Genomic DNA, 26,299 nt, shown 5'->3' on the forward strand with positions numbered 1-26,299 from the left:
CATATGAGTAACGAAAATAAATTCAATTTTTCTGAGGAAGAAAACTCGAAAGTAACAAACGAAATGAATAAAGAGGCTGCCGTTGAAGAAAAAAAGGAGGCCGTAAAAAAAGATGCGCAAGGACTTTTTGCGAGTATAAAAACATTTCTAAGTGAGCTTTTAGATTTTAGAGATGACACAGATAGAGATGCTACGATTGAGGCTATAAAAGCAGATATTTCATTTAAAGGTGCTACTGCTTGGATTTTGGTGTGTTCTATAATGGTCGCTTCGGTTGGATTGAATGCAGATTCTACAGCAGTTGTAATTGGTGCCATGTTAATTTCACCATTAATGGGTCCTATTCTAGGTGTTGGTATGTCAATAGCTATTAATGATATAGATACACTAAGACGTTCTCTTATTAACCTCGCTATAATGATTGTTTTGAGTCTGTTGACAGCGTGGTTATTTTTTAAGTTTTTCCCTTTAAGCGAAGATACGAGTGAATTGCTAGGTCGTGTAAAACCAGATATCAGAGACGTACTTATTGCCTTTTTTGGTGGTTTAGCCTTAATTATTGCAAGAACCAAAAAAGGAACAATAGCATCTGTAATTTTTGGTGTAGCCATTGCTACAGCCTTAATGCCACCACTATGTACAGCAGGTTATGGTCTGGCAAAAGCCAATTGGACCTATTTCTTAGGCGCTATGAATTTGTTTACTATTAATACTATTTTTATTGCCCTTGCAACATTCATAGTACTTAAGGTATTGCGTTTTCCAATGCTTAAATACGCAAATTCATCTAAGAGAAAACGTATTGCAAGATTTGCCGCTTTGGTGGCAATTATTGTTATGGTGTACCCAACGATTACTTTTTTAAAAGTATTAAAGCAAAGTGGATACGATAATGATTATGGTAAGTTCATTAAAAATGAAATAGAATCTAATAATGAGTTATGGTTTCAAAAAGGGATACCACATTATGAGGACAAAAAAATCACACTTTATTTTAATGGTGAAATTTCTGATGCTACAGAAACAGACCTTAAAAACGAATTGAAACAATATGAAAATCTAAAAGATTTTGATTTAGAAATATTCGGAAATAAGAATAGAAGTTTTGATAAGCTTTCTGATGCTTATGATAGAGCTATTAATGAGTTAGATAAGAAGGATCTTATTATTTCTGGTTTAGAAAAGCAAATTACAGAATTGCAAGAAACGGTTTCAGGTTTAAATCAGCAAATTGAAGCAAAAAGTGCTTCAGGAGAAGTCGCATTTTCAAGTTTAGCTAAAGATGCCAAAATTAGATTTTCTGACTTAGAGTATTTTGGTTATGCCAAAATGTTAGAGTCTAAAGATTTTATAAAGGTAGATACACTTACAGTAGCTAACGTAAAGTGGAAAGAATCACTTAACGATAGTTTGGTATTAGTAAAAGAAGGTGAACTTTTAATCTGGTTGAAACAAGCTTTAAAGACAGAAAAAGTAAGTATTAAGAGAAATTAATTATTGGTTTTCTTCCAAATACATTCTACGTACTTTTTTAAACAAGTTTGAGGAATAAACAAAGTTGGTAACAGCTTCATTATCTGTTCTAAAAATAGTGTCTTTAGAGCCTTCCCATTCTTTATGGCCATCTTTAAGAAAAACAATCTTCTCGCCAATTTCCATAACAGAATTCATGTCGTGAGAGTTAATAACTGTGGTTATTTGATACTCATCAGTAATTTCCTGAATGAGGTTATCAATGACGATAGCAGTTTTAGGGTCTAATCCAGAGTTTGGTTCGTCACAGAATAAATATTTCGGATTGTTTACAATAGCTCTTGCAATAGCAACACGTTTTTGCATACCACCAGAAGCTTCGCTTGGCATTTTATGATGTGCATTGTCAAGGTTTACACGTTTTAGAACAAAATCTACTCTGTCTTCCATTTCACTTTTACTCTGCTTGGTAAACATTCGTAAAGGAAACATCACATTTTCGGCAATTGTCATAGAATCAAAGAGTGCGCTGCCTTGAAACACCATTCCAATCTCAGAACGTAACTCCGTTCGTTCGTCTCTACTTAAATTACTAAAAATCTTACCATCGTAAGAAATACTTCCTTGCTCGTATTCAAAAAGACCAAGCAGACATTTTAAAAACACCGTTTTACCAGAACCACTCTGCCCAATGATGAGATTGGTTTTGCCTTTATCAAACGTAGTAGAAATACCTTTTAAAATATGAGCATCACCAAACGATTTATGTAAGTCTTTAACTTCTATCATTAGCCTAATAATAAACTGGTTAATAAAAAGTTGAGTAGAATGATGACGACACTAGTCCATACAAAAGAGGTCGTACTCGCTTTTCCAACTTCTAAAGCACCACCTTTCATAAAATAACCATAAAACGAAGGAATTGTTGCCAATATAAAAGCAAAAACCATGGTTTTTATAAAGGCATATGCCATATGAAAGGGTATAAAGTCATTTTGAACACCTTCAATATAATCTTCTAAAGTTCCATAGCCACCGTAAACACAGGCTGCTAAACCTCCAAGGATTCCCAAAAACATAGCAATTGAAATTACAAATGGATATAGTGTTAGTGCAATAAATTTTGGAAACACCAAGTAGTTAATGGCATTAATTCCCATTACTTCTAAAGCATCAATCTGTTCAGTAACACGCATAGTTCCGATACTAGATGTAATGAAAGAACCTACTTTTCCAGCCATTATTATGGAAATAAAAGTGGGTGCAAACTCCAAAATTATAGATTGCCTAGTAGCAAAACCAACTAGGTATTTTGGGATTAAAGGATTACTTATGTTCAACGAGGTTTGAATAGCTACAACACCTCCAACAAAAAATGCAATAAAAGCTACAATACCTAGTGAACCAATGATGAGGTCATCAATATCTTTAAGGATTAATGTTTTCAATACAGACCATTTGGTAGGTCTGCGAAACATATCCTTTATCATTATAAAATAAGTGCCAATATTATGAAGGTACTTCATGCAAGAATTTCTTAGTGCTAAAGTATGAAAAAAGATGAGTTTATTAATGTTAATTTAAATTAAGATACTGAGAAAACCGTATTTTTGACCATTAGAATAAATGTATATAAATCATGAAAAAATACTTTACTTTATTCTTGTTCGCATCTTTAATTTATTCATGTGGTGCTCAACAAGAATCTAACAATAATTCAATCCAAAATACTGATAAAGTTTCATCTTCGAGACCAAAATTAGTTGTTGGTATTGTTGTAGATCAAATGCGTTATGATTATCTCACACGTTTTGAATCTAAGTTTGGAGAAGGTGGTTTTATGCGAATGATCAATGAAGGTTTTAATTGTAAAAACAATCATTTTAATTATGTGCCAACATACACTGGGCCTGGGCATGCTTCTGTTTACACAGGTACAACGCCAAAATACCATGGTATTATATCAAACAATTGGTACGATAAAGACATAAAAAAGTCTGTCTATTGCGCTCAAGATGATAATGTAGAATCTGTTGGTACAGATAGTTGGGCAGGTAAAATGTCTCCCAATAGAATGCTAACCACTAGTATTGCAGATGAGAATAGATTGTTTACACAAATGAGAGGTAAGACCATTGGTGTAGCTATAAAAGATAGAGGTGCAATATTGCCAGCAGGCCATACAGCAAATGCAGCATATTGGTTTCATGGTAAAAATGAAGGAGTATGGATTACGAGTACATTTTACAGAACTAATTTGCCACAATGGGTAAATGATTTTAATGATTCTGATGCTGTTGAATCTTATCTTAAAGTTTGGGATACGTATCAGCCAATAGAAACTTATATAGAAAGTGGTACAGACTTAAATGATTTTGAACGTGGTTTCAATGGTAAAGAAACAGCAACATTTCCTTACGATTTAGCAGCTTTAAAGGATGAAAACGGTGGTTACGATATTCTAAAGGCAACAGCTTATGGTAACAGTTTAACTGTAGACTTTGCGCTAGCCGCTATTAAAGGTGAAGCTCTAGGGCAAGACAATGATACAGATGTATTAACGGTAAGTTTTTCTTCAACAGATTATGTAGGTCATAATTTTGGTGTAAATTCTAAAGAAATAGAAGATACGTATATAAGATTAGATAAAGATTTAGAGCGATTTTTTAACTACCTAGATGACAATGTTGGCGAAGGCGAATACACTGTGTTTCTTACAGCAGATCATGGAGCAGTAGATGTGCCTGCGTATTTACAGTCCGTAAAAATTCCAGCAGGTTATTTAGACTACAATTCTAGAAAAGAAAAGTTCAATAAGTTTTTAACCGATACTTATGGTACAACAGAGATTGTAGAAAACATAAGTAACAACCAAGTGTTTTTAAATAAGGCAAAGCTTAAAGAGTTAGACTTAAATCTACATGATGTTGAGCAAGCCTTAGTAGATGAGCAAATCAGTTATTCAAACATTGCAAAGGTGTATACAGCAACAGCTATGAATAGCACTAATTTTACAACAGGAATTGAAGCATTATTGCAAAACGGATTTAACCAAAAGCGTTCTGGTGATGTTATTATTGTAGATGATATAGCGCACATTGCTTATAGCAAAACAGGTTCTACACATGGTAGTGGACTTAACTATGATACACACGTGCCATTACTGTTTTTCGGAAAAGGAATTAAGCATGGCGAAACGGTAGATAAAACGGTTATACCAGATATAGCACCAACAATTTCTGCAATTTTAGGGATTAGTTTTCCTAATGGAGCTACAGGTCAACCTTTAGGTTTTGTAATAGATTAAGCTTTATTTTGAACAAAAAACGAATATATTCCATAATAGCTATCATAATTTTGATAGCTATTTATGTTTTTGAGCATTACCTAAATTCAGAAGAAAAATCGGCTATTGTAGAAGAAGGTAAACAACCTAAAACAGAAACGAACGAATACTTTTTGCCGACTAGTACTACAGGACAAATTGTGCATCATCAAAACTATTCATTATCGTATAATGAGCCATACGAACAAGCAGAATGGGTGGCTTATGAGTTAAAGGCATCTCATTTGAGTGCTACAAATCACAAACGACCATATTTTGAAATTGATAATGCGGTAAAAAGCGGAGCAGCACATTGGAGAAACTATAAGCAATCGGGTTACGATCGAGGACACCTTTGTCCTGCAGGAGATCGTAGGTTTAGTAAAGCAGCACACGATGAAACCTTTTTAACCAGTAATATTAGTCCGCAAGAACATCAGTTCAATTCTGGTGTATGGAACAGATTAGAACAGAAAGTAAGGTATTGGGCTAAAAAATATGATGGTGTTTTTGTAGTTACAGGAGGAATTTTAAAAGACGGTCTAAAAACAATAGGTGAAGAACAGGTAGCTGTACCAAATCAGTTTTATAAAATTGTATTAGATAATACCGATGGTAAACCTAAAGCGTTAGCATTTTTACTGAATCATAATGACTCAGATATGCCATTGTATAAGTTTGTGGTATCTGTAGATGAGGTTGAAAAATTAACAGGAATAGATTTCTTTCCAGAACTAGATGACGCTATTGAAAATAAAATTGAAGCGTCTAGTAGTTATAAAAACTGGATCTTCTAATTTTCAGTTTAAACCAACTTCTTTTTAATACCTTTCCAACGTAAGTTACGTATAAACTTACCTTCATCTTTGGAGACTAAAAAGTCTTTTTTTGAAGCTTTCGCTTTAAAATAACCAGCCATATAATCTCTAAATAAACTGAAACTCCTTTTTTTTAAAGCTAATTTAAGAGCAGAAATTAAAGTAATCCAAAAACCATAGCGCATTTTATACATCGCTTCGCCTTGCAGGTATTTAGAAGCCTTGTTGTAAGATTGTCCTGTAGGTTTCAGGTGTTTTACATGAAGTGATTCGTCTGTTAGAATGTCCCAACCATGAAATTTTGCTAATAACTCATCTACAGTATCCCAACCCATAGAAGGTTTTAGTTGCCCAATTTGATTAAAACAGGTTTTACGATAAGCTTTCAAGGCACCTCTAACATGATCTTTATTGGTAAGGTTTTCAAGGATCCATTGGTTGTCTTTTTCTATGTAACAAAAACCAGAAGCCATACCAAGTTTAGGATTTTTACTATAATGATAAGCCAGCGTTTCTAAATAATTATCCGGAAAAATAAGGTCGGCATCAAACTTACAAATTACATCATAGTTGTTATCAAAAGTTTCAAAGCCCTTGTAAAAGGCATTTATAATTTTAGAACCAGGTAAATGCTGATCTGATGATTTTGAAATTACCTGAGAAATCCAAGGATGCGTTTTTGAAAAACCATCAACTATAGCTTCTGTATTATCGGTAGAATTATCATTAACCACAACCAACTTTTTAGGCAAAAGTGTTTGCTTTGCTAAAGACTCTAGTGTTTTACCAATAAAGGCATCTTCGTTATGAGCTGGTATGACGATGTAGAAATTCAATATCTAAATTCTAAATTTCAAATCTAAAGAATTCTACTCGGAAATTCTTTCTGCATAAACAATATAATACCGATTTGTAAACCGTCTCAAAAGAGGTCTTATGCCAAACTTTTTTACAGGATTGGTCCATTGTTGTCGGTCTATAATTTTCCAACCTGTTTTTTCTAAAAGCCAATCGAGCTGCCAGTCTTCAAACTCATGGTAGTGTCTATCCCATTTGTCAGTTTTACTTCTGTATGCTGAAGCAAACCACAATCTTAGAGGAACGCTTATAAGAAGTTTTTCGGTTTTAATAGATTTTAAAACCTCGTAAGGGGAGAGTAAGTGTTCAAAAATTTCGAATGCAGTGACAACATCGGCAGAAGAATTTTCTATTGTAGAACGGTCTTCGTCAAGGTCTTCGCCTTTGGTGTTTTCAACAGTATAACCTTCAGAAATCATAATTTCTGAAAATGGATTTTTAATACCTAAATCTAAAATAGTTTCAGAGGTAGAAATGTGTTTTTGTAAAAACTGAAGTGTGAGTTTAAATCGCTTGTTAGGATATGTTTTTTCGTACATTACATTTCCGCAACAGCGGTATAGTTTTATTAATATCTGTAAACAATGGCATTGATATGCATACCAGCGCCAACACTTGCAAATATAATAACATCTCCTTTATTGATTTGGTGGTCTTCGAGTTTATTGTTTCTTATTAAATCGAAAAGCGTAGGGACAGTTGCCACAGAACTATTTCCTAATTTATGAATGCTCATAGGCATAATACCTTCTGGAGCCTTGGCTTTAAAAAGCCTATAAAAACGTTTTATAATAGCTTCATCCATTTTTTCATTTGCCTGATGGATGAGTACTTTCTTTACTTCAGAAATGTCTACACCACTTTTTTCTAAGCAATCTTTCATAGCTTGAGCTACGTTGGTTAATGCAAATTCATAAATTTTACGACCATGCATTTTTATGTAACGAGTATCTGGACAAAGATTTTTATTGTTAGAATTTCCGAAGAATAAATAGTAAGCTTCATCGTAGGTAAATGAGGCTGATTCGTGCGCTAAAATGCCATTATCCTCATTAGTTTCCTCAACAATACTTGCACCAGCACCATCAGAATATATCATAGAATCTCTATCATGCTTATCTACTACACGAGATAGCGTTTCTGCACCAACAACAAGACAGCGTTTTGCCATACCTGCTTTAATGTAAGCTTGTGCTTGTATAACTCCTTCTACCCAACCAGGACAACCAAATAAAATGTCGTAAGCAACACATTTAGGATTCTTGATGCGAAGTCTGTGTTTAATGCGAGAAGCTAAACATGGTAAAATATCACTCTGAATGGTATTGGCTTTTACGTCGCCAAAATTATGAGCACAGATAATATAATCTATAGTTTCTGGATCGATGTTGGCATCATCAATAGCTTTTTGGGCAGCAAGAAAACCAATGTCTGAAGCAACTAATTGATCGTCTGCATAACGACGTTCAACAATGCCAGTAATGGCTTTGAATTTTTCTACGATAACTTCATTTGGGTAGTCTATCTTAGAACCGTCTGTGTTTAAAAATTGATGTTGGTGAAAATCCTCGTTTTTTTCTATGCTTTTTGGAATATAACTTCCAGTACCTGTGATCTTAATTCCCATACCTCAAAATTTGCTATTAATTTACTAAACTAGTTAAACTCTTATACATGAGAATAAATTAGTTAAGTAAAAACGATATTTTTTTTAAATTCTTAATTATCCTGAATTCTATTATAAATACCACAAAAAAAGTGCTCAATTTGAGCACTTTTTTAATTTATGTTTATTAGAAACTAAGCTTCAATAAAATCTTCAATTGGTGCACAGCTACAAATTAAGTTTCTGTCTCCATAAGCATCATCTACGCGTCTTACACTTGGCCAGAATTTATTATCTCTAATATAGTCTAGTGGGAAAGCTGCAGCTTCACGGCTATAAGGTAATAACCATTCATCTGAAGTTAGCATTTCTAATGTATGTGGTGCATTTTTTAGCACGTTATTAGGTTCGTCTTTAGACGCATTGTCTATTTCTTTTCTAATAGAAATCATGGCATCACAAAAACGATCCATTTCTGCTTTACTTTCACTTTCTGTAGGTTCTATCATCATAGTACCTGCAACTGGGAATGATACTGTTGGTGCGTGGAAACCATAATCCATCAAACGCTTAGCGATGTCAGTAACTTCAATGCCTTTGGCTTTAAAATCACGACAATCTATAATCATTTCATGTGCAGCTCTACCGTTTTCACCAGTATATAGTGTTGGGTAATAGCCTTCTAAACGCTCTTTAATATAATTAGCATTAAGAATTGCTGCTTCAGTAGCTTCTTTTAGACCTTTTGCACCAAGCATAGAAATATAGCCGTAAGAAATTATACATGCTAATGCTGAGCCAAATGGAGCTGCTGAAATTGCAGATATAGACTGATGGCCGCCTGTTTTAATAATCGGGTTACCAGGTAAGAATGGCACCAATTGTTCTGCAACACAAATTGGGCCTACACCAGGCCCACCACCACCATGAGGTATGGCAAAGGTTTTGTGTAAGTTAAGATGGCATACATCTGCACCAATATTTCCAGGATTGGTTAAACCAACCTGTGCATTCATGTTGGCTCCATCCATATAAACTTGTCCGCCATTATCGTGAATTATTTGCGTAATTTCTTTAATAGCAGACTCATACACACCATGAGTGGATGGATAGGTAACCATTAATGCAGAAAGATTATCCTTATGTAGTTCTGCTTTTTCTCTTAAGTCATCTACATCAATATTACCATCTTCAGATGCTTTAGTTACTACGACTTTCATTCCAGCCATAACAGCACTTGCGGGATTTGTTCCGTGTGCAGATGATGGAATTAAGCAAATGTTTCTGTGATGATCTCCACGAGATTCGTGATAAGCCTTTATCACCATAAGTCCTGCAAACTCTCCTTGCGCACCTGAATTTGGTTGTAAGGATGTTGCTGCAAATCCAGTGATTTCAGTAAGTTGGTTTTCTAATGCATTTAGCATTAATTGATATCCTGCAGCTTGCTCTTCTGGTACAAAAGGGTGCATATTTCCCCAATTGCTCCAGCTTAATGGCAACATTTCAGACGCAGCATTTAATTTCATGGTACAAGAGCCAAGTGAAATCATAGAGTGGTTTAACGCTAAATCTTTGCGCTCCAAACGCTTTATGTAGCGCATTAATTCTGTTTCCGAATGGTAAGAATTAAACACATCAAAGGTTAAAAATTCGGTTTGACGTTTTAAAGTATCAGGAATTGTATTCCCTTCTGAAATTGACGTGATTTCTTCGGTTTTATTTTTTGTTACAGCTTCAAAAATTGAAATAATTTCATTTAAATCTGAAATTGTCGTTGTTTCGTTTATAGCTATGGTAACAGTGTTGTTATCTGGATAATAGAAATTTACCTCCTTCTTTTCGGCTTCGTATTTTACCTTTACAGGATCTGCCTTTATTTGAAGTGTATCAAAGTAATGCGAGTTAACTTGTTCTAAACCTAATTTCTCTAAAGCATTAGCTAAAGTTGCTGTGGTATTCTGAACTTTATTAGCAATAAATTCTAAACCTTTTGGTCCATGATATACGGCATACATTCCTGCCATAACTGCTAATAATACCTGAGCTGTACAAATGTTTGAGGTTGCTTTATCTCTTTTAATGTGCTGCTCTCTTGTTTGTAAAGCCATACGTAAGGCTCTGTTGCCATTAGTGTCTTTTGTAACACCAATAATACGACCAGGAACGTCTCTTTTATAGGCTTCTTTTGTAGCGAAATAAGCTGCGTGTGGACCACCATAACCCATTGGTATACCAAAACGCTGTGTTGTACCAATAACCACATCAGCACCAAATTTACCAGGTGCCTCAAGCTTTACTAAACTTAAGATATCAGCAGCTACAGCTACTTTGATGTTTTGAGCATTGGCTTTTTCTATAAAAGACTTTATGTCTGTAATTTGTCCGTTTTTACCAGGATATTGTAGGAGTGCACCAAAATAATCTTCAGAAAGGTTGTATTCTGCTTCATTACCAATTTCTAGCTCAATGCCAATAGGATTGGCTCTTGTTTCTAACAAGGCAATTGTTTGTGGTAAAACTAAATCAGAAACAAAGAATTTATTGACACCTGCTTTTTTCTGAGCACGATCTCTAACCGCAAACAATAAACTCATAGCTTCTGCAGCAGCAGTACTTTCGTCTAAAAGTGATGCATTTGCAATTTCCATACCTGTTAAATCAATAACCATAGTTTGAAAATTTAATAACGCTTCTAAACGCCCTTGGGCTATTTCTGCCTGATATGGTGTATAAGCTGTATACCAACCTGGATTTTCTAAAATATTGCGTTGAATAACTGCTGGCAAATTAGAAGGGTGATACCCTAAACCTATATAAGATTTAAAAACTTTGTTTAGCTGAGATAACTTGTAAATGTGGCTAAGATATTCTTGCTCACTCATTGCTGGATTTAAATCTAAATCCTTTTGAAGACGTATACCTGCAGGTATAGTTTCTGAAACTAATTGATCTATACTTGTAGCACCAATGGTGTTAAGCATAGCTTTTTGTTCATCTTGGTTTGGGCCAATGTGTCTAAGTGCAAAAGAGGTTGTGTCCATTCTTTATTCTGCTGATTTTTTTGATATGCAAAAATACGGAAAACGACTATTTTATTCTGTACTGAGAATTAAAGTTTTTAACTGAAAAGGTGGGTTATTAACACATTCGTTATTTTTGTTTAATGCGTATTCTAAGGCAAGTATTAAATTTTTACATCAATAGTAGTATTCATGTAGCTTTCGCTGTAGTGGCTATGACTTGGGTAACGCTAATTCAATTTGAATTACATAATAACTATGTTATACTTTCTTTTGTTTTTTATGCAACCGTTACAGGCTATAATTTTGTGAAGTATTTTGGTGTTGCAAAATTTCATCATAGAAGTTTAGCTGCATGGCTAAAGACAATTCAGATATTTTCTTTTATTGCTTTTGTAGGAATGTGCTATTATGCTTTAAAATTGAATATCAATTCTCTAATATATCTTTCAATTTTTGGACTTGTAACTTTTCTGTATGCAATACCTCTGTTACCCATGCGATATTTTAGAGATAATCAAAAAAACTTAAGGCAAATAAGCGGATTAAAAATCTATGTCATTGCTTTTGTTTGGGTGTTTACAACGGTCTTTTTGCCATTAATTGAAAAGAATTATCATATAAATGTCGATGTGCTAATAACTGGTGCACAACGTTTTGTTTTTGTGATTGTATTGATGTTACCTTTTGAGATAAGAGATCTTATGTACGATAGTGTAAAACTAGCTACAATCCCTCAACGCATAGGAGTGAAAAACACTAAAATAATTGGTATTTTATTAATGCTGGTGTTTTTCTTTTTAGAATATTTTAAAGATGAAATAAGTAGTGAGAATATAATTGCAAATGCTGTGATAATGTGTGTAACACTAATTTTTGTATTGCTTGCTCACAAAAATCAATCTAAATATTACAGTGCACTTTGGGTAGAAAGTTTGCCAATTGTATGGCTTGTAGTTTTATTGATGCTTAGCTAATTCTTCTTCGAATTGTTCCTTTATTTTACTACGCTCACCATTCTCTAAACATTTAATTTCAGAATGTTCTATAGCATCTGTCAATTTATTATTTTTAGTAGAATAGGCTCTGGTAACTCTACACCACGAAAGTCTTAAAGCCAACTTAATACGCTCCCAGCCTGTTGCTTCTCCATATTGTGTTTTATCACAAATGTGTTTAGCTTCTTCGCAACTTATAAATAAAAAACTTTTTTTCATTTTGTTTTTAAAACCAATTTTCTTCCATGCAATCTGCTAATGCTGTTCTTGCTCTGTGTATTATTACCCAAAGGTTAGACGCAGTAATATCTAATTCATTACAAATAGTTTCGGTGTCATAACCCAAAATCGTTTTCATCTTAAAAACCTCAGCTTGCTTTTCAGGTAGTTTTGCTAAACAATCATAGATAGCATTACCTAATTCAGTATTCTCAATTTTATCCTCAGCGGTTTTATCAAATGGATCAGCTACGCGTTCTTCTAGCCAATCACCTTCAGTTTCAGAATCATTATTGTAGGTCATTCTAACTTCAGCCTTACCCTTGTTAGAATTAATTTTTCTGTAGTAATCTATGATTTTTCGTTTAAGAATAGAGACCAGCCAAGTGCGTTCACTTGCTTCTCCTTTAAAATTGCTCATGGATTTTAGACCAGCAAGAAACGTTTCAGATACCAAATCTTGAGCCATAGCTCTATCGTTAACTCTAGAGATGGTATAGTTAAAGAGGTAGTCTGAATACAAATCAATCCAGTTGTTAGGATTTAATTGATGCTTAGCCATTTTTCATTCTCATTGCTAAGTCAAAAATAGGTTAAAAAATTAAGACCTAAAATACGTCTTCACATTTTCCTAACGTTTAGTGGCACTAATGATATAATACCCAAAACTTTTCAGGTGTAAACCAGACAAAAGCGCATAGAAAGAACCTTTTAAGTTATGAAGACTCTCTCTTTTAAGACTCTTAAACCTAAATAACTTTTTTAAAATAAAACCAGCAATGGCAAAAGGAACATGAAGTACAGATGGTGCAACTTTAAATGACACATCTTCAATTTTTATGTCTGTAAAACCTATGTTTTCTAAGCTTAGTTTGATGAAGTGATGAGTTTCCAATTTTTCTAAACTCCAATGATTGCATAATTTATTGTAAGCGTATTTACCGCCTTTACAAAGTTGAGCTTTGTCTTTTTTTAGAAAAGCATCAGCCATAACAAAACGTCCACCTGGCTTTAAAAGTCTATGCATTTCTTTTAAAGAATTATAATTATGACCAGAATGACAGAAGCTTTCTATTGCAACAGCAGAATCAAATGAATTAGATTGAAATGATGTGTTATTATAATTTTCTTTGAGGATGATACCGTTCTTGCCTTTTAATAATTCATTTCCTTTTTTAACCTGAAAATCAGATAATGTTACACCGTAAGCTATTACGTTTTTGTAATTTTTTAATGCATATCGCATAGTAGCTCCCATACCACAACCTAGATCTATAAGTCTGTTTTTATTTTTGCTTATGTTTAGTCTTTTTGTGACTTGCTTATTCATTTCATTCAGCATAGAATCACGTTTGAAAGGATTTGTTTTAAACGGAACAAAATAGCCAAAATGCATGTTGTAGTCGTTACTCCAAAACTCATAGTCTTCGGTAGCTTCGTTATAAAAGTCTACCATTTCTATTCGGTTTTGTTCTGCGAAATTGCTGTAAGGTATGGATTGTGTTTTCATGGTGTTATAGTTTTGGTAATTTCCAATTTGTAGAATTGTAAGCTATTGCAGTAGATTTTAAATTCCCTTTTTGTGTTTTTACAGATGTAATTATTTTTAGCTTTTTTAATAGCCACGCTATCATCCATCCAAAATCGATTTCATACCATTTTGAAGAAAATTTAGCTGAAGTAGGATAAGAGTGATGGTTGTTGTGAAAACCTTCTCCAAAAGATATTAGACCAAGGAATATGTCGTTGTAACCACTCTCGTCAGCACCATTTATTTTATGTCTAGAGTAACCGTATTTATGTGAGGCATAGCCAATATACCAGTGGCCAAGAATTATTATAGATGTACGTAAACATGTTGCAATAAGCATGCTGTTAAAACCAACAAGAAAATACAGGAGGAGCATAAAGATGATATAATGTAATTGCCATGTTTTATGCAGCCAAAGTATAGTTGTATCGTTTATATCATCTTCTGGAATTTGATAACGCACTAAATCTGTTGGAATAAAAGTTAGATGAAGATTCCAGTAATAATCTGTGAACAAAGAATGTTTATATTGAAAATATCTAGGGCAATCATTTCTGTTTTGCCAATAGTCTCTTAAGTAATGTTGTTTTAACCAATTCAATGGGCTTCCCAATCCTGTTAATACAAAAAGATAGAGGCTGATTTTTCTAAATGTTTTACTTGTTTTGTAGGATTTATGAATGATGCCTCTATGTAAACCAACAGAGTGACCTATACCCACAGTTAAGAACAAGAGTAAAATGTTTAAAGCTAAATCTTGCCATTGAATTGATGAGAAATCAATAAATAAGATTGGAAATATCATTGTGTATAACCAAAACGTTTTTCTCCATGAAAAATCAATTTTTCCAAAAGGTGTCTTTAGATTTTTGTTCATGATTCTTTGATTTTATATGTGATATATAAATGGAAAAAAGCAATAAGCATCGGAATTATTAGATGTATGGTTATGAAGCCTGTGCTTATAATTTTTCCAAAGGCAATAACTGAAAGTATAGTTACGACTGATACTAAATAAATGTTGAAAAGAAATTTTATCTGCTTTTCAAGTTTATTGTAATTATAAAGCATGTATAAACTCATGAGCACCTGACTCACACCTAAAACCATCTGAAAGAGCATTCCTAGATAAAGTGTTAAGTAGAGGAGAATTGTAATTATGACTAACCATTTGTTAACGTTGTATAATCTTTTCATAATTTCATTATTTTAAAACTTTCAAAAAATATTGAAAGTTAGATTTAAAAAAATATAATCTACTTCATTAGCTTTAAAACAGACTTTGTTAGCCAGTTTTGTTTTTGGTTTACTAATTTGTTCATTAATGTATCCAAATCGTCTGTAAGTTCTTTTAAAGCTTTGGTTTGTTTAATCAATTCCTTTGTTTTTTCTGTGCCATCATCTTTAATAGAGGATACGTCTTCTAAAACTTTGATTACAGGTTTTATTTCTCTACGGCTACGTTCTTTGGCAACAATACGAGCGAGTTCTTGTACATCCTTTTCTGTTGTAAAAAACTCTTTACGTTCACCACTCACTAAGACCTTGGTTACAATTCCCCAATCTATAAGTTGTCTCAGGTTCATACTGGTGTTGCCACGAGAGATTTTGAGTTCTTCCATAATCTCTTCCATAGATAATGGTTTTGTAGAAATAAAAAGCAAAGCTTGTATCTGAGCCATCGCTTTATTGATGCCCCAAAGTGTACCTAAACTTCCCCAAGTACTAATAAACTTTTCTTTTGCTTCTAAATATTCCACACCACAAAGATATAATAAATTTTAAACTTTCAATAATTATTGAAAGTTTATTTTATTAAGAATTTATTATCTTAGATTAAAATAGCCTTAAATATGAAAACAAAACTACTATATCTAACGTTACTTATGTTCGGAATAAGCCAAGCCCAAATAGAGCTTGTTCCAAATCCATGTGATATAAATTCTGGCACCATTACCTTTAAATATGGTGAATTAGGAGACTATTCTGTTTTTGACCCTTTAAGTGATCCTAATTTGTACTTATATACAGGTTTACAAACCGATGCAGATCCATTAACTTGGGATTATCATGATGATTTTACAAATGTTGCAACATTGATTCCTTTAACTTATGATTCTGGTTTAGGATATTATGTGGCGACTTTTAATCCTGCAACGAGGAATTATCTAGAAGAACCAATGTTAAACACAGCTACAATTCCTTCTGGTACTGAAGTTTTTGATTGGTATTTTTTAATCACCAACTCTGATCAGTCACGTCAATCAGCAGATTTAAGAGGTAGCGATTATGGTTTTGGTTCGGCGCTTTTATCAATTGAGTCGTTTAATAAGACTAATGACGTAAGCGTTGGAAATGGAACAATTACCTTTAACAGTGCTGCACAATATGAGATCGCAGTTTATGATGTGCTTGGTAAAAAAGTAATTGATAAAACTTTAAACATTACTTCTCAAACCACTCACGATCTCCAGTTAAGAAATACAGGTGTTTATCTTGTAAAAATTAGTTCTGGTAGTTATAGCCGAACCGTCAAAATGCTGAAATATTAGCTTAGTTATTTTATTTCAAAATGTATATGGTCGTCATGCCTTACGGCTTGGCATCCATGAAATCTGATATTGTCATATTTGCTTAGTCCTAATTCTTTTTTTAGATAAGGTTCTATGAAAATTTTTGAGTTTTTATTTCTGTAAAGCAACCCTTGAATAAGCGTTTTAGTGTTTTCTTTATCTAATTGGAATGCATCACTTTTGTCAGGAGATAAGTATTTTGTTAAGTCGTATTGCCAATAGCCTTGTTTTTTACACTGATTGGACGTAGGATTTACGTCATCTACAAAAGCTCCATAACCCATAAAAGAAGGTTTTTCGTCTGTTTTGTTGTTGTTTTCTAAATACATAAATGCGATATCTATTTTCTTCCCATCATTATGACTAAGATGAGGAAATAGTGGAAACCCATTTATAAAAGGGAAATTAGCATCTAAGTAGATTGTTTTAATGCCTAAGTGAGCTAAATCTATGTTTGATTGTTGTAAGACATCATAAAGTTCATTGTCTACATAATTTCTAAACAATAACGGATAGATATGGTTTTGAGGCTTAAGTGCACTTTTTATTACAGGGAGTTTTGTTCTTCCAAAATAAGGAGCTACAATTGGAACAATAATGAGATTGCAAACAAGGTATACAATGGGAAAAATATACCGTTTCTTTTTTTGAAGTTTTACGGCAATAAAAACACTCATTAACCATAGTAATCCTCCGACTTGGGTTAGTATGGTTAAGAGTGCTATAAATAAGATGTGTCCTATAAGTTTTAGAAACTTCATGCAGTACTAAAACGAATTAAGTTTGTACTTATTTTATCAAACCAGCACGTCGTAACAACGCTTCAGGTTGAGGTTCTTGCCCTCTAAACTTTTTGTATAATGTCATTGGGTTTTCAGTACCACCTTGGGACAATACAAATGCTTTAAATTTATCGGCAACCGTTTTATTAAAAATGCCTTCTTGTTTAAAATATTCAAACGCATCTGCATCTAAAACTTCTGCCCATTTGTAGCTGTAGTAACCAGAAGAGTAGCCTCCTTGAAAGATGTGTGCAAAAGCAGTACTCATACAGTTCTCTTCAACATCAGGATAAAGTTTTGTCGCACCAAAAGCTTCAACTTCATGCGCTTTTACATTTGTAATTGCTGTTGGGTCTATACTATGCCAGCTCATGTCTAGTATACCAAAACTTAGCTGACGTAAGGTTTGCATACCTTCATGGAAGGTTGATGATGCCTTTATCTTTTCAACAAGATCCATCGGAATTACTTCTCCGGTTTCGTAATGCGTAGCAAAGAGTTTTAGAGATTCTTCTTCGTAACACCAATTTTCTAAAACCTGGCTTGGTAATTCTACAAAGTCCCAATACACGCTTGTGCCAGAAAGGCTAGGGTAGGTGGTGTTGGCTAACATGCCATGAAGCGCATGCCCAAATTCGTGAAACAAAGTCGTAACTTCATTAAAGGTTAATAAAGAAGGCTTGCTCTTTGTTGGCTTGGTGAAATTACAAACGATAGATACGTGAGGTCTCTCGTTAACACCATTTTTTATCATTTGTGGCTTGTAAGAGGTCATCCATGCACCATTACGCTTTCCGGATCTTGGGAAAAAGTCGGCATAAAATATAGAAACCAATTCGCCTTCACTGTCTGTAACTTTATAAGTTAAAACATCTTCATGATATTTATCGATAGTATTAATTTCTTCAAACTGAAGTCCGAATAATTTATTGGCAACAGTAAATGCACCATTAATCACATTTTCTAATTTGAAATAAGGCTTTAATTTTTCGTCATCCAAATCGAATAATTTTTGTTTCAATTTTTCAGAATAGTAAGCCGAATCCCATTTTTGTAACTGATCGATACCGTCTAATTCTTTGGCAAAACCCTCAAGTTTTTCAAACTCTTCTTGTGCCGCTGGTTTTGCTTTATCCAATAACTCATTTAAAAAAGCATTGACTTTCTCAGGTGTTTCTGCCATGCGCTCTTCTAAAACAAAATGAGCATGGGTTTTATAGCCTAAAAGTTTAGCGCGCTCAAAACGAAGATTAGCAATCTTTAAAACAATATCCTGGTTGTCTAAGTCGTCATTATGAAATCCTTTGCTGCCAAAAGTTTTGGATAATTTTTCGCGTAGTTCGCGATTATCAGCATAAGTCATAAAAGGGATGTAACTAGGATAATCTAAAGTGATTAGCCAGCCATCTTTACCTTTGCTTTCAGCTAATTGTTTTGCTGCTTCTTTTGCTCCTTCTGGTAAACCAGAAAGATCAGATTCGTCAGTAAGAAGCATTTCAAATTTATTGGTTTCTGCTAAAATGTGCTCACCAAATTTTAGTTTTAGCTGACTTAATTCTTTGTCAATAGCACGTAATTTTTCTTTTTTGTCTTCAGATAAATTAGCACCATTTCTCGAGAAACTTTTATATTTTTTATCCAGAAGCGTTTCTTGTTCTGTTGTTAATTCTAAGCCATTTTTAGAATCGTAAACAGCCTTTACACGTTTGAACAAATCTTCATTCAATGTAATATCGTTACTAAATTCAGATAATAAAGGCGAAACTTCTTGAGCAATTTTTTGAATTTCATCATTAGTTTCAGCAGAATTTAAATTGAAGAAAATACTAGAGATTCTATCTAATTGTTCTCCCGAATAATCTAGAGCCTCAATAGTGTTTTCAAAAGTTGGTGATTCAGTATTATTTACAATTGCATCAATCTCATTTTTAGCGTTCTCAATAGCTGTTTTAAACGCTGGAAGAAAATCTTCATTTTTTATTTTTGAGAATGGAGCGGTATTATGCTGAGTATCAAAAGTTTTATTTAGAATAGTCATTGTCTAATCGTCTAATTTTTCTTACGTATATTGTTGATAATGTGAATTTTAACGCTATTTTATGATGTTGGTGTTTATCAGTTGAATAAGTTTAATTACCTTTGCGCCATCTTTGACGAACAAGAACTTTTTTGTTCTTAAGGATTGGTTAATAGCAAAAAAAGCCTTGACGGAAGTTGAGGCTTTTTTATAGGTCTTTTGCAGACTCAATAACCTTAGCCTTTAAGCCTTCTTTGTAAACGATTACCTTGTCTAGAATACACTGGTCAGAACTGCCTAAAATTTGAGCCGCTAAGATGCCTGCATTTTTAGCTCCATTTAGTGCTACCGTAGCTACAGGAACACCACCTGGCATTTGTAATATAGATAAGACAGAATCCCAACCGTCTATAGAATTACTGCTTTTTACAGGAACTCCTATAACAGGCAAAGGTGATAATGAAGCTACCATACCTGGTAAATGCGCTGCACCTCCAGCACCTGCAACAATTACTTTAATACCTCTAGTATGTGCATTTTTACTATAATCGAATAATTTCTCTGGTGTGCGATGTGCAGATACGATATCAACTTCTACTTCGATATCAAATCCTTTTAATATATCTATAGCGTCTTGCATTACTGGCAAATCGCTTTTACTTCCCATTATTACTCCTACTTTGCTCATGGTTATTCGCTTATTACTTCTATAGTTCGTTTTACGTTTTCGGCAATTTCTCTTGCTTTGTTGATGTCTTTATTTACAATGGTAACATGACCCATTTTACGGAAAGGACGTGTTTGTTTTTTACCGTAAATGTGTGGTGTTACGCCATCCATTGCCATAATGTCTTCAATGTTTTTGTAAAGTACATTTCCTGTGTGGTCCTCAGCACCAACCAAATTCACCATAACACCTGCTACTTTACTGTCTGTATTACCTAGCGGAAGTCCTAAAATACATCTTAAATGCTGCTCAAACTGGTCTGTATAACTCGCTTCTATGCTGTAATGACCAGAGTTATGAGGTCTTGGTGCAACTTCGTTTACAATAATATCATCATTTTCAGTTTGAAACATTTCTACAGCCAAAAGTCCAACATGCTCAAAAGCTGCTGCAGCTTTTAAGGCCACGAGTTCGGCCTTTTTTGCAATGTTATCCGGAATTCTTGCCGGACAAATTACATACTCAACTTGATTGGCTTCAGGATGAAACTCCATCTCAACCACTGGATATGTTTTTAAATGACCTTTACTGTTTCTAGCAACAATGACCGCCAATTCATTTTTAAACGGAATTAAATCCTCTGCTATACATTCAACATTTGGTAAATCTATTAAATCCGTGTAGCGTCTTACAACTTTTACACCTTGCCCATCATATCCAAACCGTGCACTTTTCCAAACGAAAGGATAATCTAATCCACCATTATCTACAGCATCTTCAATTTCGGATGTATGTGCAAATCTCGAAAAATCAGCCGTTGGGATGTCGTGGTCGCGATAAAATAATTTTTGATTTGCTTTATTTTGAATGGTACGTAACGTCTTTGCAGAAGGGTAAACTTTTACGCCTTGCTTTTCAAGCGTTTCCAGAGCTTCAACGTTTACGTTTTCTATTTCAATAGTAAGGATATCAACTTGTTTTCCGAAGTTAACAACCGTTTCATAATCTAATAAATCGCCAACCGAAAATTCATCACAAGCCAGTCTTGCAGGTGCGTCTTTGCTAGGATCTAAAACGCAAGTTTGTATGTCGTATTTGCGCGTATGATACAAAATCATTTTGCCTAATTGTCCACCACCAAGAATGCCGAGTTTAAAGTTTGAAGAAAAGTAGTTCATGTTTACTTCCCGAATACATGGGAAATTTTTAAGATTCAACATTAATTCAATGCAAAAATAAGCTAATTATAGCAGATACTGTTAAATTCGTAATTCAAAAAATCGGCAATCGGCAATCAATTCATTATCTTTGCATTTCTAAAATAATACCATGGTTGTCAAGCTTCACGATTTATATTTCAAACCTTTTGTAAATTCAGATGAAATTGATGTTGTAGTTCAACGTATGGTGAACGAAATTGCTGCAGATATAGGTGACGAAATTCCGGTGTTTGTTGGGATTATGAATGGGTCGTTTATGTTTGTGAGTGACTTCGTGAAAAAATATCCAAACCCTTGTGAAGTTACGTTTATAAAATTAGCGTCTTACGAAGGTGTTAAATCTACCGAAGACATTCAGAGACTTATTGGGTTAACGCAAGATTTAACAGGCAGAACGGTTGTTATTTTAGAAGATATTATAGACTCAGGCAACACGCTCGAAGAGGTGCATCGCATTTTTAAGAACGAAAACGTTAAGCAGCTTCTTATTGCGACATTGTTTTACAAGCCTGAAGCTTATGACAAAGACTTTAAACTTCATTATGTAGGTAAAGAAATTCCGAATAAATTCATTGTAGGTTATGGATTAGACTACGATGGTTTGGGAAGAGATTTGCCAGATGTATACCAATTAAAAACAACACAACACATGACAAACATCGTGCTATTTGGCCCTCCAGGTGCAGGAAAAGGAACACAAGCAAACTTCTTAAAAGAAAAATATGATCTAGTGCATATCTCTACAGGAGATGTTTTTAGATACAACATTAAAAACGAAACTGCCTTAGGTATGTTAGCCAAGTCTTACATGGACAAAGGTGAGCTGGTACCAGATCAAGTAACAATTGATATGTTAAACAAAGAGGTTGAAAAAAATGCCGATGCTAACGGTTTTATTTTTGATGGTTTTCCAAGAACAAATGCACAGGCCAAGGCCTTAGATGATTTAATGGATAGTAAAGATTCTCAAATTAATGCAATGGTAGCCTTAGAAGTTGATGATGAGGTATTGGTAGAACGTTTATTAAAGCGTGGTGAAACTAGTGGAAGAGCGGACGATGCCGATGAAAGCATCATCAGAAACCGTATTAAGGAATACTACGATAAAACAGCAATACTAAAGGATTACTATTCTGCGCAAGACAAATATTATGGTGTTGATGGAGTAGGTAGTATTGAAGATATCACAGAGCGTTTAAGTGCTGTGATTGATAAGTTATAGAAGTTTATTCGTTTAACTGTTTATTGGTTTAATCGAAACGAGTTCAACATGTATCAACATTCATTTGAGAAATTAACTGTTTGGCAAGACTCAATTGATTTGGTTGAATTGATTTACAAAACAGTTAGTTCATTTCCTGAAGAAGAGAAGTTTGGATTAATTAGCCAAATGAAAAGATCAGCAGTGTCTATCTCTTCAAATTTAGCAGAAGGAACATCAAGAATAACAAAGAAAGATAAAGCACATTTTTCTACTATGGCATTTAGTTCTACAATGGAACTTCTATGTCAGACTGAAATTTGTAAACGTTTAGCCTTTATAGATGAAGTTCAATATGATAATCTTAGAAGTAATATTTTGAAAATTTCTAACAAGATTAATTCGTTGAGAAAATCTCAATTAAACGCTTAAACAAATAAACCATTCAACTTTAGATGACAGAAGGAAATTTTGTAGACTACGTAAAAATGCACGTAGCTTCCGGAAACGGAGGTAAAGGCTCTGCACATTTACATCGTGAAAAATATATAGCCAAAGGTGGACCTGATGGTGGTGATGGTGGTCGTGGAGGTCACGTGATTATTAGAGGTAATGAAAACCTATGGACGCTATTGCACCTTAAGTTTAAGCGACACATTAGAGCAGGTCATGGTGAGCATGGTAGTTCTGGTAGAAGTACAGGAGCCGATGGCGAAGACGCTATAATCGAAGTGCCGCTTGGAACTGTGATAAGAGATACAGAAACCAATAACATCCTTTTTGAGATCACAGAAGCTGGCGAAGAAAAAATCGTTGCAGAAGGTGGTAAAGGTGGTCGCGGTAACTGGCATTTTAAGAGTTCTACAAACCAGACTCCTCGTTATGCACAACCAGGTATTCCTCTCGAAGAAAGAGATATTACTTTAGAGTTAAAAGTACTAGCAGATGTTGGTTTGGTTGGTTTTCCAAATGCAGGGAAGTCAACGTTGCTGTCGGTGTTAACGTCTGCAAAACCAAAAATTGCAGATTACGAGTTTACAACGCTCAAGCCTAATTTAGGTATTGTGAAATATCGCGATTTTCAGTCGTTTGTAATGGCAGATATTCCTGGTATTATTGAAGGAGCAGCCGAAGGAAAAGGACTTGGCTATTACTTTCTAAGACATATAGAGCGTAATTCAATCTTACTGTTTTTAATTCCTGCAGATGCAAAAGATATTGTTGAGCAATACGAAATTTTAGTAGATGAGTTAAGACGCTACAATCCAGAAATGTTAGATAAAGAGCGTTTTGTTTGTATTTCAAAATCTGATATGCTCGATAACGAATTAAAATCTGAAATGTCTACCATTTTAGATAAGGATTTGGAATGCAAGTACATGTTTATTTCATCTGTAGCGCAGCAAGGACTTACAGAATTGAAAGACAAACTTTGGGGAATGTTAAACAATTAATATCTCTAAAATCGATCTCTTGTCATTCTGAACCGTCACACTGAGCGCAGTCGAAGTGTTGTTTCAGAATCTCATTTTTTAGACTAATTATTTAGACACTGAAACGAGTTCAGTGTGACAAATAATGCTATTTTTATCTAAATTATTTAGTTACGAGAAGATGAAAGATACCATTAAAAACATTGTAGAACACAACGACAATAGGCTCAGTAAGAGTTTTGCGTTGTTTATTCAGTTTTTAATTGTGTTGTCTGTCATTACATTCTCAGTAGAAACACTTCCAAACTTAAAACCGCAAACCAAAGCAATTCTCAATTCTATTGAAGTATTTTGTGTGGTCGTCTTTACGTTAGAGTATTTAGCAAGAATTTTTGTGTCTGACCGAAAGTTAAAATTCATTTTTAGCTTCTTTGGGCTCATTGATTTATTCGCCATTCTGCCTTTTTACTTGTCTTTTGGTTTAGATCTTAGATCTCTCAGAGTGTTGAGAATGTTTAGATTATTTAGACTGTTAAAATTGGTAAGGTACAATAGAGCGATGCGGCATTTTGCTAAAGCCATGCTATTGGCAAAAGAGCAAATAATTCTCTTCATGGGAGTTACTTTGGTGCTTATTTATTTTGCGGCTATTGGTATTTACTATTTTGAAAACGAAGCCCAACCAGAGCATTTTTCTTCAATTTTTGATAGCCTTTGGTGGTCTATCGTTACTTTGACAACAGTGGGTTATGGTGATGTGTATCCTATAACAGTTGGTGGCAGAATTTTTACCTTTTTTATACTTTTAATAGGTTTAGGTATTGTGGCTATTCCAACCGGAATTATCTCTTCTTCACTCACTAAAGTTGTTGAGCCAGATGCTGAGGAAGAATAGTTAAAGTTTTCTTTCTGTCATTCCGTACTTGATACGGAATCTATTTTTAAGTATCTTTAAAATAAAAATGAAAAATTTAAAATACTTATTCCTGTTCCTTTTAATATCGTCATGTGGCACAGTGGTCAATTACGATTACGAGACATCTACAGACTTTACACAGTACAAAACGTATGACTATTTCAGTGATATGCAAACAGGTTTAAGTCAGTTAGATACCAAACGTATCATGCGCGCTATAGATGCAAAATTGGCAACAATGGGTATGTCGCGTTCAGAAAATCCTGATTTTTATATCGATATACAAAGTGAAGATGTAATGAACAGAAATAACTCTACCGTTGGTGTTGGTGCAGGTGGTGGAGGCGGAGGCGGTTTTGGTGGTGTCTCTGTAGGAATTCCTATTGGAGGCAATCAAAGTACACGACAAATCACGATTGACTTTGTAGATAAAAAACAAAACGAACGCTTATTCTGGCAAGCTGTTAGTGAAAGTAGTTATCGTGAAAATGTTTCACCAGAAAAACGTCAAGCCTATTTTGATGCTTTGGTTGAAAAAGTTTTTGCGAAGTATCCTCCTAAAAAATAGTTTTGTTATTCTGAACTTGATTCGGAATCTATGGTAAGTTTTGAACTTTATCATTTTCCTAACATTATAAACTTCATCGTGGTCATTCGGTTTTGTAATTTTGGTTGAATTCAAAAAAAACAAAAACGATGAGCATATTAGAAGGTAAAGTAGCACTGATTACAGGTGGAACTAAAGGTATTGGTTATGGTATTGCAGAAGCATTACTTAACCAAGGGTTTAAAGTTGCCATAACAGGAAGAAATCAAGAATCGACAGAAGCAGTGGCGAAAGAACTAGCATCTAAAACCAATTCAGAAAATGCAGTAATCGGACTTGAAGCCGACGTAAGACAACTAGAAAGTCAGGAAAAAGCAGTAAAAGCAACGCTTGACGCTTTTGGTCAGTTAGATTTAGTAGTTGCAAATGCAGGATTAGGACACTTCGGAAGTATTGAAGAATTAACCGTAGACCAGTGGAACGCAGTTATAGATACTAACTTAACAGGTGTTTTCAATTCTATAAAAGCAAGTGTTGATGCTTTAAAAGAAAGCAAAGGCTATTACATCACAATTTCAAGCTTGGCAGGAACCAATTTCTTCGCAGGAGGCTCTGCTTATAACGCTAGTAAGTTTGGTGTTACAGGATTTACACAAGCAGTAATGTTAGACTTGCGAAAATACGGTATCAAAGTCAGTACGATAATGCCAGGTTCGGTGTCTACACATTTTAATGGTAACGAACCAAGTGAGGCAGGTGCTTGGAAAATTCAAATTGAAGATATAGGCGAACTGGTTGTAGATTTATTAAAAATGAATCCAAGAACCTTACCAAGTAAAATTGAAGTAAGACCAACGACGCCTCCGAGTAGTAAGTAAATGTTAATGTCATTGCGAGCGAAGCGTGGCAATCTATTCAAATAAAAAGATTGCTTCGTCCTTCGTCCTCGCAATGACGTTTTATCTTTGTTAATCTGTCATTCTGAATTTATTTCAGAATCTCATTAGATAGATTTCATATTGTTTTAGAATCTGAATCAAGTTCAGATTGACAAAACAGAAATTTCCAGACAGTTTTAGTTTTTTTCCTTTG

27 protein-coding genes are annotated in these 26,299 nt (G+C 34.1%); 11 read left to right on the forward strand and 16 right to left on the reverse strand.

Features of this window, described 5'->3' with window-relative positions:
- The first annotated feature begins 3 nt into the window (after positions 1 to 3).
- Complete coding sequence (locus ACXAFS_RS11725) at positions 4 to 1,494, forward strand: DUF389 domain-containing protein (RefSeq protein WP_475307148.1); 1,491 nt, start codon at positions 4 to 6, stop codon at positions 1,492 to 1,494.
- Here ACXAFS_RS11725 and ACXAFS_RS11730 read toward each other — a convergent pair whose 3' ends face one another.
- A complete protein-coding gene (locus ACXAFS_RS11730; protein WP_475307149.1) occupies positions 1,495 to 2,262 on the reverse strand; it encodes an ABC transporter ATP-binding protein in 768 nt (255 codons plus the stop codon).
- On the reverse strand, positions 2,262 to 2,999 hold the full coding sequence (locus ACXAFS_RS11735; protein ID WP_138434875.1) for an MlaE family ABC transporter permease: 738 nt from the start codon (positions 2,997 to 2,999) through the stop codon (positions 2,262 to 2,264). Before ACXAFS_RS11735 ends, ACXAFS_RS11730 begins: the two co-directional genes overlap by 1 nt.
- Positions 3,000 to 3,112: 113 nt before the next feature.
- Between ACXAFS_RS11735 and pafA the strand changes: the two genes are divergently transcribed.
- Positions 3,113 to 4,780, forward strand: a complete 1,668-nt coding sequence (gene pafA / locus ACXAFS_RS11740; RefSeq protein ID WP_475307151.1) for an alkaline phosphatase PafA — start codon at positions 3,113 to 3,115, stop codon at positions 4,778 to 4,780.
- 8 nt (positions 4,781 to 4,788) lie between these two features.
- On the forward strand, positions 4,789 to 5,595 hold the full coding sequence (locus ACXAFS_RS11745) for a DNA/RNA non-specific endonuclease (RefSeq protein WP_475307152.1): 807 nt from the start codon (positions 4,789 to 4,791) through the stop codon (positions 5,593 to 5,595).
- A gap of 8 nt (positions 5,596 to 5,603) precedes the next feature.
- Here ACXAFS_RS11745 and ACXAFS_RS11750 read toward each other — a convergent pair whose 3' ends face one another.
- From ACXAFS_RS11750 to gcvP, 4 genes are all read right to left on the reverse strand, one after another.
- Positions 5,604 to 6,452, reverse strand: a complete 849-nt coding sequence (locus ACXAFS_RS11750; protein ID WP_475307154.1) for a glycosyltransferase family 2 protein — start codon at positions 6,450 to 6,452, stop codon at positions 5,604 to 5,606.
- A 33-nt stretch (positions 6,453 to 6,485) separates the two neighbouring features.
- A complete protein-coding gene (locus ACXAFS_RS11755) occupies positions 6,486 to 7,013 on the reverse strand; it encodes a class I SAM-dependent methyltransferase (protein ID WP_475307155.1) in 528 nt (175 codons plus the stop codon).
- 29 nt (positions 7,014 to 7,042) lie between these two features.
- On the reverse strand, positions 7,043 to 8,101 hold the full coding sequence (locus tag ACXAFS_RS11760) for a 3-oxoacyl-ACP synthase III family protein (RefSeq protein ID WP_475307156.1): 1,059 nt from the start codon (positions 8,099 to 8,101) through the stop codon (positions 7,043 to 7,045).
- Positions 8,102 to 8,274: 173 nt separating this feature from the next.
- Positions 8,275 to 11,124, reverse strand: coding sequence for an aminomethyl-transferring glycine dehydrogenase (gene gcvP, locus ACXAFS_RS11765; RefSeq protein ID WP_475307158.1), 2,850 nt, complete (start codon positions 11,122 to 11,124; stop codon positions 8,275 to 8,277).
- A 122-nt stretch (positions 11,125 to 11,246) separates the two neighbouring features.
- Here gcvP and ACXAFS_RS11770 point away from each other — a divergent pair, with 122 nt between their 5' ends.
- The gene (locus ACXAFS_RS11770; RefSeq protein WP_475307159.1) at positions 11,247 to 12,080 is read left to right on the forward strand and encodes a UbiA prenyltransferase family protein; all 834 of its coding nucleotides are present in this window, start codon (positions 11,247 to 11,249) and stop codon (positions 12,078 to 12,080) included.
- Here the strand turns inward: ACXAFS_RS11770 and ACXAFS_RS11775 are convergent.
- The 6 genes from ACXAFS_RS11775 to ACXAFS_RS11800 all read right to left on the reverse strand — a co-directional run bounded on the left by ACXAFS_RS11775 (position 12,063) and on the right by ACXAFS_RS11800 (position 15,611).
- Entirely contained in the window at positions 12,063 to 12,320 is a 258-nt protein-coding gene (locus ACXAFS_RS11775; protein WP_475307161.1) for a hypothetical protein, read from the reverse strand. The genes ACXAFS_RS11770 and ACXAFS_RS11775 overlap by 18 nt on opposite strands.
- A gap of 7 nt (positions 12,321 to 12,327) precedes the next feature.
- Positions 12,328 to 12,882, reverse strand: coding sequence for a sigma-70 family RNA polymerase sigma factor (locus ACXAFS_RS11780; RefSeq protein ID WP_475307162.1), 555 nt, complete (start codon positions 12,880 to 12,882; stop codon positions 12,328 to 12,330).
- 69 nt (positions 12,883 to 12,951) lie between these two features.
- Complete coding sequence (locus ACXAFS_RS11785) at positions 12,952 to 13,830, reverse strand: SAM-dependent methyltransferase (RefSeq protein ID WP_475307163.1); 879 nt, start codon at positions 13,828 to 13,830, stop codon at positions 12,952 to 12,954.
- 4 nt (positions 13,831 to 13,834) lie between these two features.
- Complete coding sequence (locus ACXAFS_RS11790) at positions 13,835 to 14,728, reverse strand: fatty acid desaturase (protein WP_475307165.1); 894 nt, start codon at positions 14,726 to 14,728, stop codon at positions 13,835 to 13,837.
- Positions 14,725 to 15,048, reverse strand: coding sequence for a hypothetical protein (locus ACXAFS_RS11795; RefSeq protein WP_475307166.1), 324 nt, complete (start codon positions 15,046 to 15,048; stop codon positions 14,725 to 14,727). The genes ACXAFS_RS11790 and ACXAFS_RS11795 overlap by 4 nt, the downstream gene beginning before the upstream one ends.
- A gap of 59 nt (positions 15,049 to 15,107) precedes the next feature.
- A complete protein-coding gene (locus ACXAFS_RS11800; protein ID WP_475307168.1) occupies positions 15,108 to 15,611 on the reverse strand; it encodes a GbsR/MarR family transcriptional regulator in 504 nt (167 codons plus the stop codon).
- A gap of 93 nt (positions 15,612 to 15,704) precedes the next feature.
- On the opposite strand from ACXAFS_RS11800, the gene ACXAFS_RS11805 reads away from it, so the two are divergent.
- Positions 15,705 to 16,403: a T9SS type A sorting domain-containing protein gene (locus ACXAFS_RS11805; protein ID WP_475307169.1), complete on the forward strand. Its 699-nt coding sequence runs from the start codon at positions 15,705 to 15,707 to the stop codon at positions 16,401 to 16,403.
- Between the two features lie 5 nt (positions 16,404 to 16,408).
- Here ACXAFS_RS11805 and ACXAFS_RS11810 read toward each other — a convergent pair whose 3' ends face one another.
- The 4 genes from ACXAFS_RS11810 to ACXAFS_RS11825 all read right to left on the reverse strand — a co-directional run bounded on the left by ACXAFS_RS11810 (position 16,409) and on the right by ACXAFS_RS11825 (position 21,068).
- Positions 16,409 to 17,185: a hypothetical protein gene (locus ACXAFS_RS11810; RefSeq protein WP_475307170.1), complete on the reverse strand. Its 777-nt coding sequence runs from the start codon at positions 17,183 to 17,185 to the stop codon at positions 16,409 to 16,411.
- 28 nt (positions 17,186 to 17,213) lie between these two features.
- Positions 17,214 to 19,244, reverse strand: coding sequence for a M3 family metallopeptidase (locus ACXAFS_RS11815; protein WP_475307172.1), 2,031 nt, complete (start codon positions 19,242 to 19,244; stop codon positions 17,214 to 17,216).
- 187 nt (positions 19,245 to 19,431) lie between these two features.
- Entirely contained in the window at positions 19,432 to 19,911 is a 480-nt protein-coding gene (gene purE, locus ACXAFS_RS11820) for a 5-(carboxyamino)imidazole ribonucleotide mutase (RefSeq protein WP_076620265.1), read from the reverse strand.
- A 2-nt stretch (positions 19,912 to 19,913) separates the two neighbouring features.
- Positions 19,914 to 21,068, reverse strand: a complete 1,155-nt coding sequence (locus tag ACXAFS_RS11825; RefSeq protein WP_475307173.1) for a 5-(carboxyamino)imidazole ribonucleotide synthase — start codon at positions 21,066 to 21,068, stop codon at positions 19,914 to 19,916.
- A 151-nt stretch (positions 21,069 to 21,219) separates the two neighbouring features.
- Between ACXAFS_RS11825 and ACXAFS_RS11830 the strand changes: the two genes are divergently transcribed.
- The 6 genes from ACXAFS_RS11830 to ACXAFS_RS11855 all read left to right on the forward strand — a co-directional run bounded on the left by ACXAFS_RS11830 (position 21,220) and on the right by ACXAFS_RS11855 (position 26,085).
- Positions 21,220 to 22,332 carry an adenylate kinase gene (locus tag ACXAFS_RS11830; RefSeq protein ID WP_475307175.1) on the forward strand — a complete coding sequence of 371 codons (1,113 nt, stop codon included), beginning with the start codon at positions 21,220 to 21,222 and terminating at the stop codon, positions 22,330 to 22,332.
- A gap of 48 nt (positions 22,333 to 22,380) precedes the next feature.
- A complete protein-coding gene (locus ACXAFS_RS11835; protein ID WP_475307176.1) occupies positions 22,381 to 22,743 on the forward strand; it encodes a four helix bundle protein in 363 nt (120 codons plus the stop codon).
- Positions 22,744 to 22,766: 23 nt separating this feature from the next.
- The gene (obgE, locus tag ACXAFS_RS11840; RefSeq protein ID WP_278006334.1) at positions 22,767 to 23,765 is read left to right on the forward strand and encodes a GTPase ObgE; all 999 of its coding nucleotides are present in this window, start codon (positions 22,767 to 22,769) and stop codon (positions 23,763 to 23,765) included.
- Between the two features lie 160 nt (positions 23,766 to 23,925).
- Positions 23,926 to 24,639, forward strand: a complete 714-nt coding sequence (locus ACXAFS_RS11845; RefSeq protein ID WP_475307177.1) for an ion transporter — start codon at positions 23,926 to 23,928, stop codon at positions 24,637 to 24,639.
- A 67-nt stretch (positions 24,640 to 24,706) separates the two neighbouring features.
- Entirely contained in the window at positions 24,707 to 25,228 is a 522-nt protein-coding gene (locus ACXAFS_RS11850) for a DUF4136 domain-containing protein (protein ID WP_475307179.1), read from the forward strand.
- Between the two features lie 128 nt (positions 25,229 to 25,356).
- On the forward strand, positions 25,357 to 26,085 hold the full coding sequence (locus tag ACXAFS_RS11855) for an SDR family oxidoreductase (RefSeq protein ID WP_475307180.1): 729 nt from the start codon (positions 25,357 to 25,359) through the stop codon (positions 26,083 to 26,085).
- Positions 26,086 to 26,299: the final 214 nt, after the last annotated feature.

The organism is Winogradskyella sp. ABM4_392, assembly GCF_056160445.1.

What these genes read in the sequence shown, in the direction of transcription:
- ACXAFS_RS11850 (WP_475307179.1), top strand. Translation starts at nt 24,707, where the DNA reads ATGAAAAATTTAAAATACTTATTCCTGTTCCTTTTAATATCGTCATGT.
- ACXAFS_RS11795 (WP_475307166.1), bottom strand. Translation starts at nt 15,048, where the DNA reads ATGAAAAGATTATACAACGTTAACAAATGGTTAGTCATAATTACAATT.
- gcvP (WP_475307158.1), bottom strand. Translation starts at nt 11,124, where the DNA reads ATGGACACAACCTCTTTTGCACTTAGACACATTGGCCCAAACCAAGAT.
- ACXAFS_RS11805 (WP_475307169.1), top strand. Translation starts at nt 15,705, where the DNA reads ATGAAAACAAAACTACTATATCTAACGTTACTTATGTTCGGAATAAGC.
- ACXAFS_RS11815 (WP_475307172.1), bottom strand. Translation starts at nt 19,244, where the DNA reads ATGACTATTCTAAATAAAACTTTTGATACTCAGCATAATACCGCTCCA.
- ACXAFS_RS11735 (WP_138434875.1), bottom strand. Translation starts at nt 2,999, where the DNA reads ATGAAGTACCTTCATAATATTGGCACTTATTTTATAATGATAAAGGAT.
- ACXAFS_RS11730 (WP_475307149.1), bottom strand. Translation starts at nt 2,262, where the DNA reads ATGATAGAAGTTAAAGACTTACATAAATCGTTTGGTGATGCTCATATT.
- ACXAFS_RS11785 (WP_475307163.1), bottom strand. Translation starts at nt 13,830, where the DNA reads ATGAAAACACAATCCATACCTTACAGCAATTTCGCAGAACAAAACCGA.
- ACXAFS_RS11725 (WP_475307148.1), top strand. Translation starts at nt 4, where the DNA reads ATGAGTAACGAAAATAAATTCAATTTTTCTGAGGAAGAAAACTCGAAA.
- ACXAFS_RS11835 (WP_475307176.1), top strand. Translation starts at nt 22,381, where the DNA reads ATGTATCAACATTCATTTGAGAAATTAACTGTTTGGCAAGACTCAATT.
- ACXAFS_RS11855 (WP_475307180.1), top strand. Translation starts at nt 25,357, where the DNA reads ATGAGCATATTAGAAGGTAAAGTAGCACTGATTACAGGTGGAACTAAA.
- pafA (WP_475307151.1), top strand. Translation starts at nt 3,113, where the DNA reads ATGAAAAAATACTTTACTTTATTCTTGTTCGCATCTTTAATTTATTCA.
- ACXAFS_RS11780 (WP_475307162.1), bottom strand. Translation starts at nt 12,882, where the DNA reads ATGGCTAAGCATCAATTAAATCCTAACAACTGGATTGATTTGTATTCA.
- ACXAFS_RS11790 (WP_475307165.1), bottom strand. Translation starts at nt 14,728, where the DNA reads ATGAACAAAAATCTAAAGACACCTTTTGGAAAAATTGATTTTTCATGG.
- ACXAFS_RS11845 (WP_475307177.1), top strand. Translation starts at nt 23,926, where the DNA reads ATGAAAGATACCATTAAAAACATTGTAGAACACAACGACAATAGGCTC.
- ACXAFS_RS11810 (WP_475307170.1), bottom strand. Translation starts at nt 17,185, where the DNA reads ATGAAGTTTCTAAAACTTATAGGACACATCTTATTTATAGCACTCTTA.
- ACXAFS_RS11775 (WP_475307161.1), bottom strand. Translation starts at nt 12,320, where the DNA reads ATGAAAAAAAGTTTTTTATTTATAAGTTGCGAAGAAGCTAAACACATT.
- purE (WP_076620265.1), bottom strand. Translation starts at nt 19,911, where the DNA reads ATGAGCAAAGTAGGAGTAATAATGGGAAGTAAAAGCGATTTGCCAGTA.
- ACXAFS_RS11825 (WP_475307173.1), bottom strand. Translation starts at nt 21,068, where the DNA reads ATGAACTACTTTTCTTCAAACTTTAAACTCGGCATTCTTGGTGGTGGA.
- obgE (WP_278006334.1), top strand. Translation starts at nt 22,767, where the DNA reads ATGACAGAAGGAAATTTTGTAGACTACGTAAAAATGCACGTAGCTTCC.
- ACXAFS_RS11830 (WP_475307175.1), top strand. Translation starts at nt 21,220, where the DNA reads ATGGTTGTCAAGCTTCACGATTTATATTTCAAACCTTTTGTAAATTCA.
- ACXAFS_RS11760 (WP_475307156.1), bottom strand. Translation starts at nt 8,101, where the DNA reads ATGGGAATTAAGATCACAGGTACTGGAAGTTATATTCCAAAAAGCATA.
- ACXAFS_RS11770 (WP_475307159.1), top strand. Translation starts at nt 11,247, where the DNA reads ATGCGTATTCTAAGGCAAGTATTAAATTTTTACATCAATAGTAGTATT.
- ACXAFS_RS11755 (WP_475307155.1), bottom strand. Translation starts at nt 7,013, where the DNA reads ATGTACGAAAAAACATATCCTAACAAGCGATTTAAACTCACACTTCAG.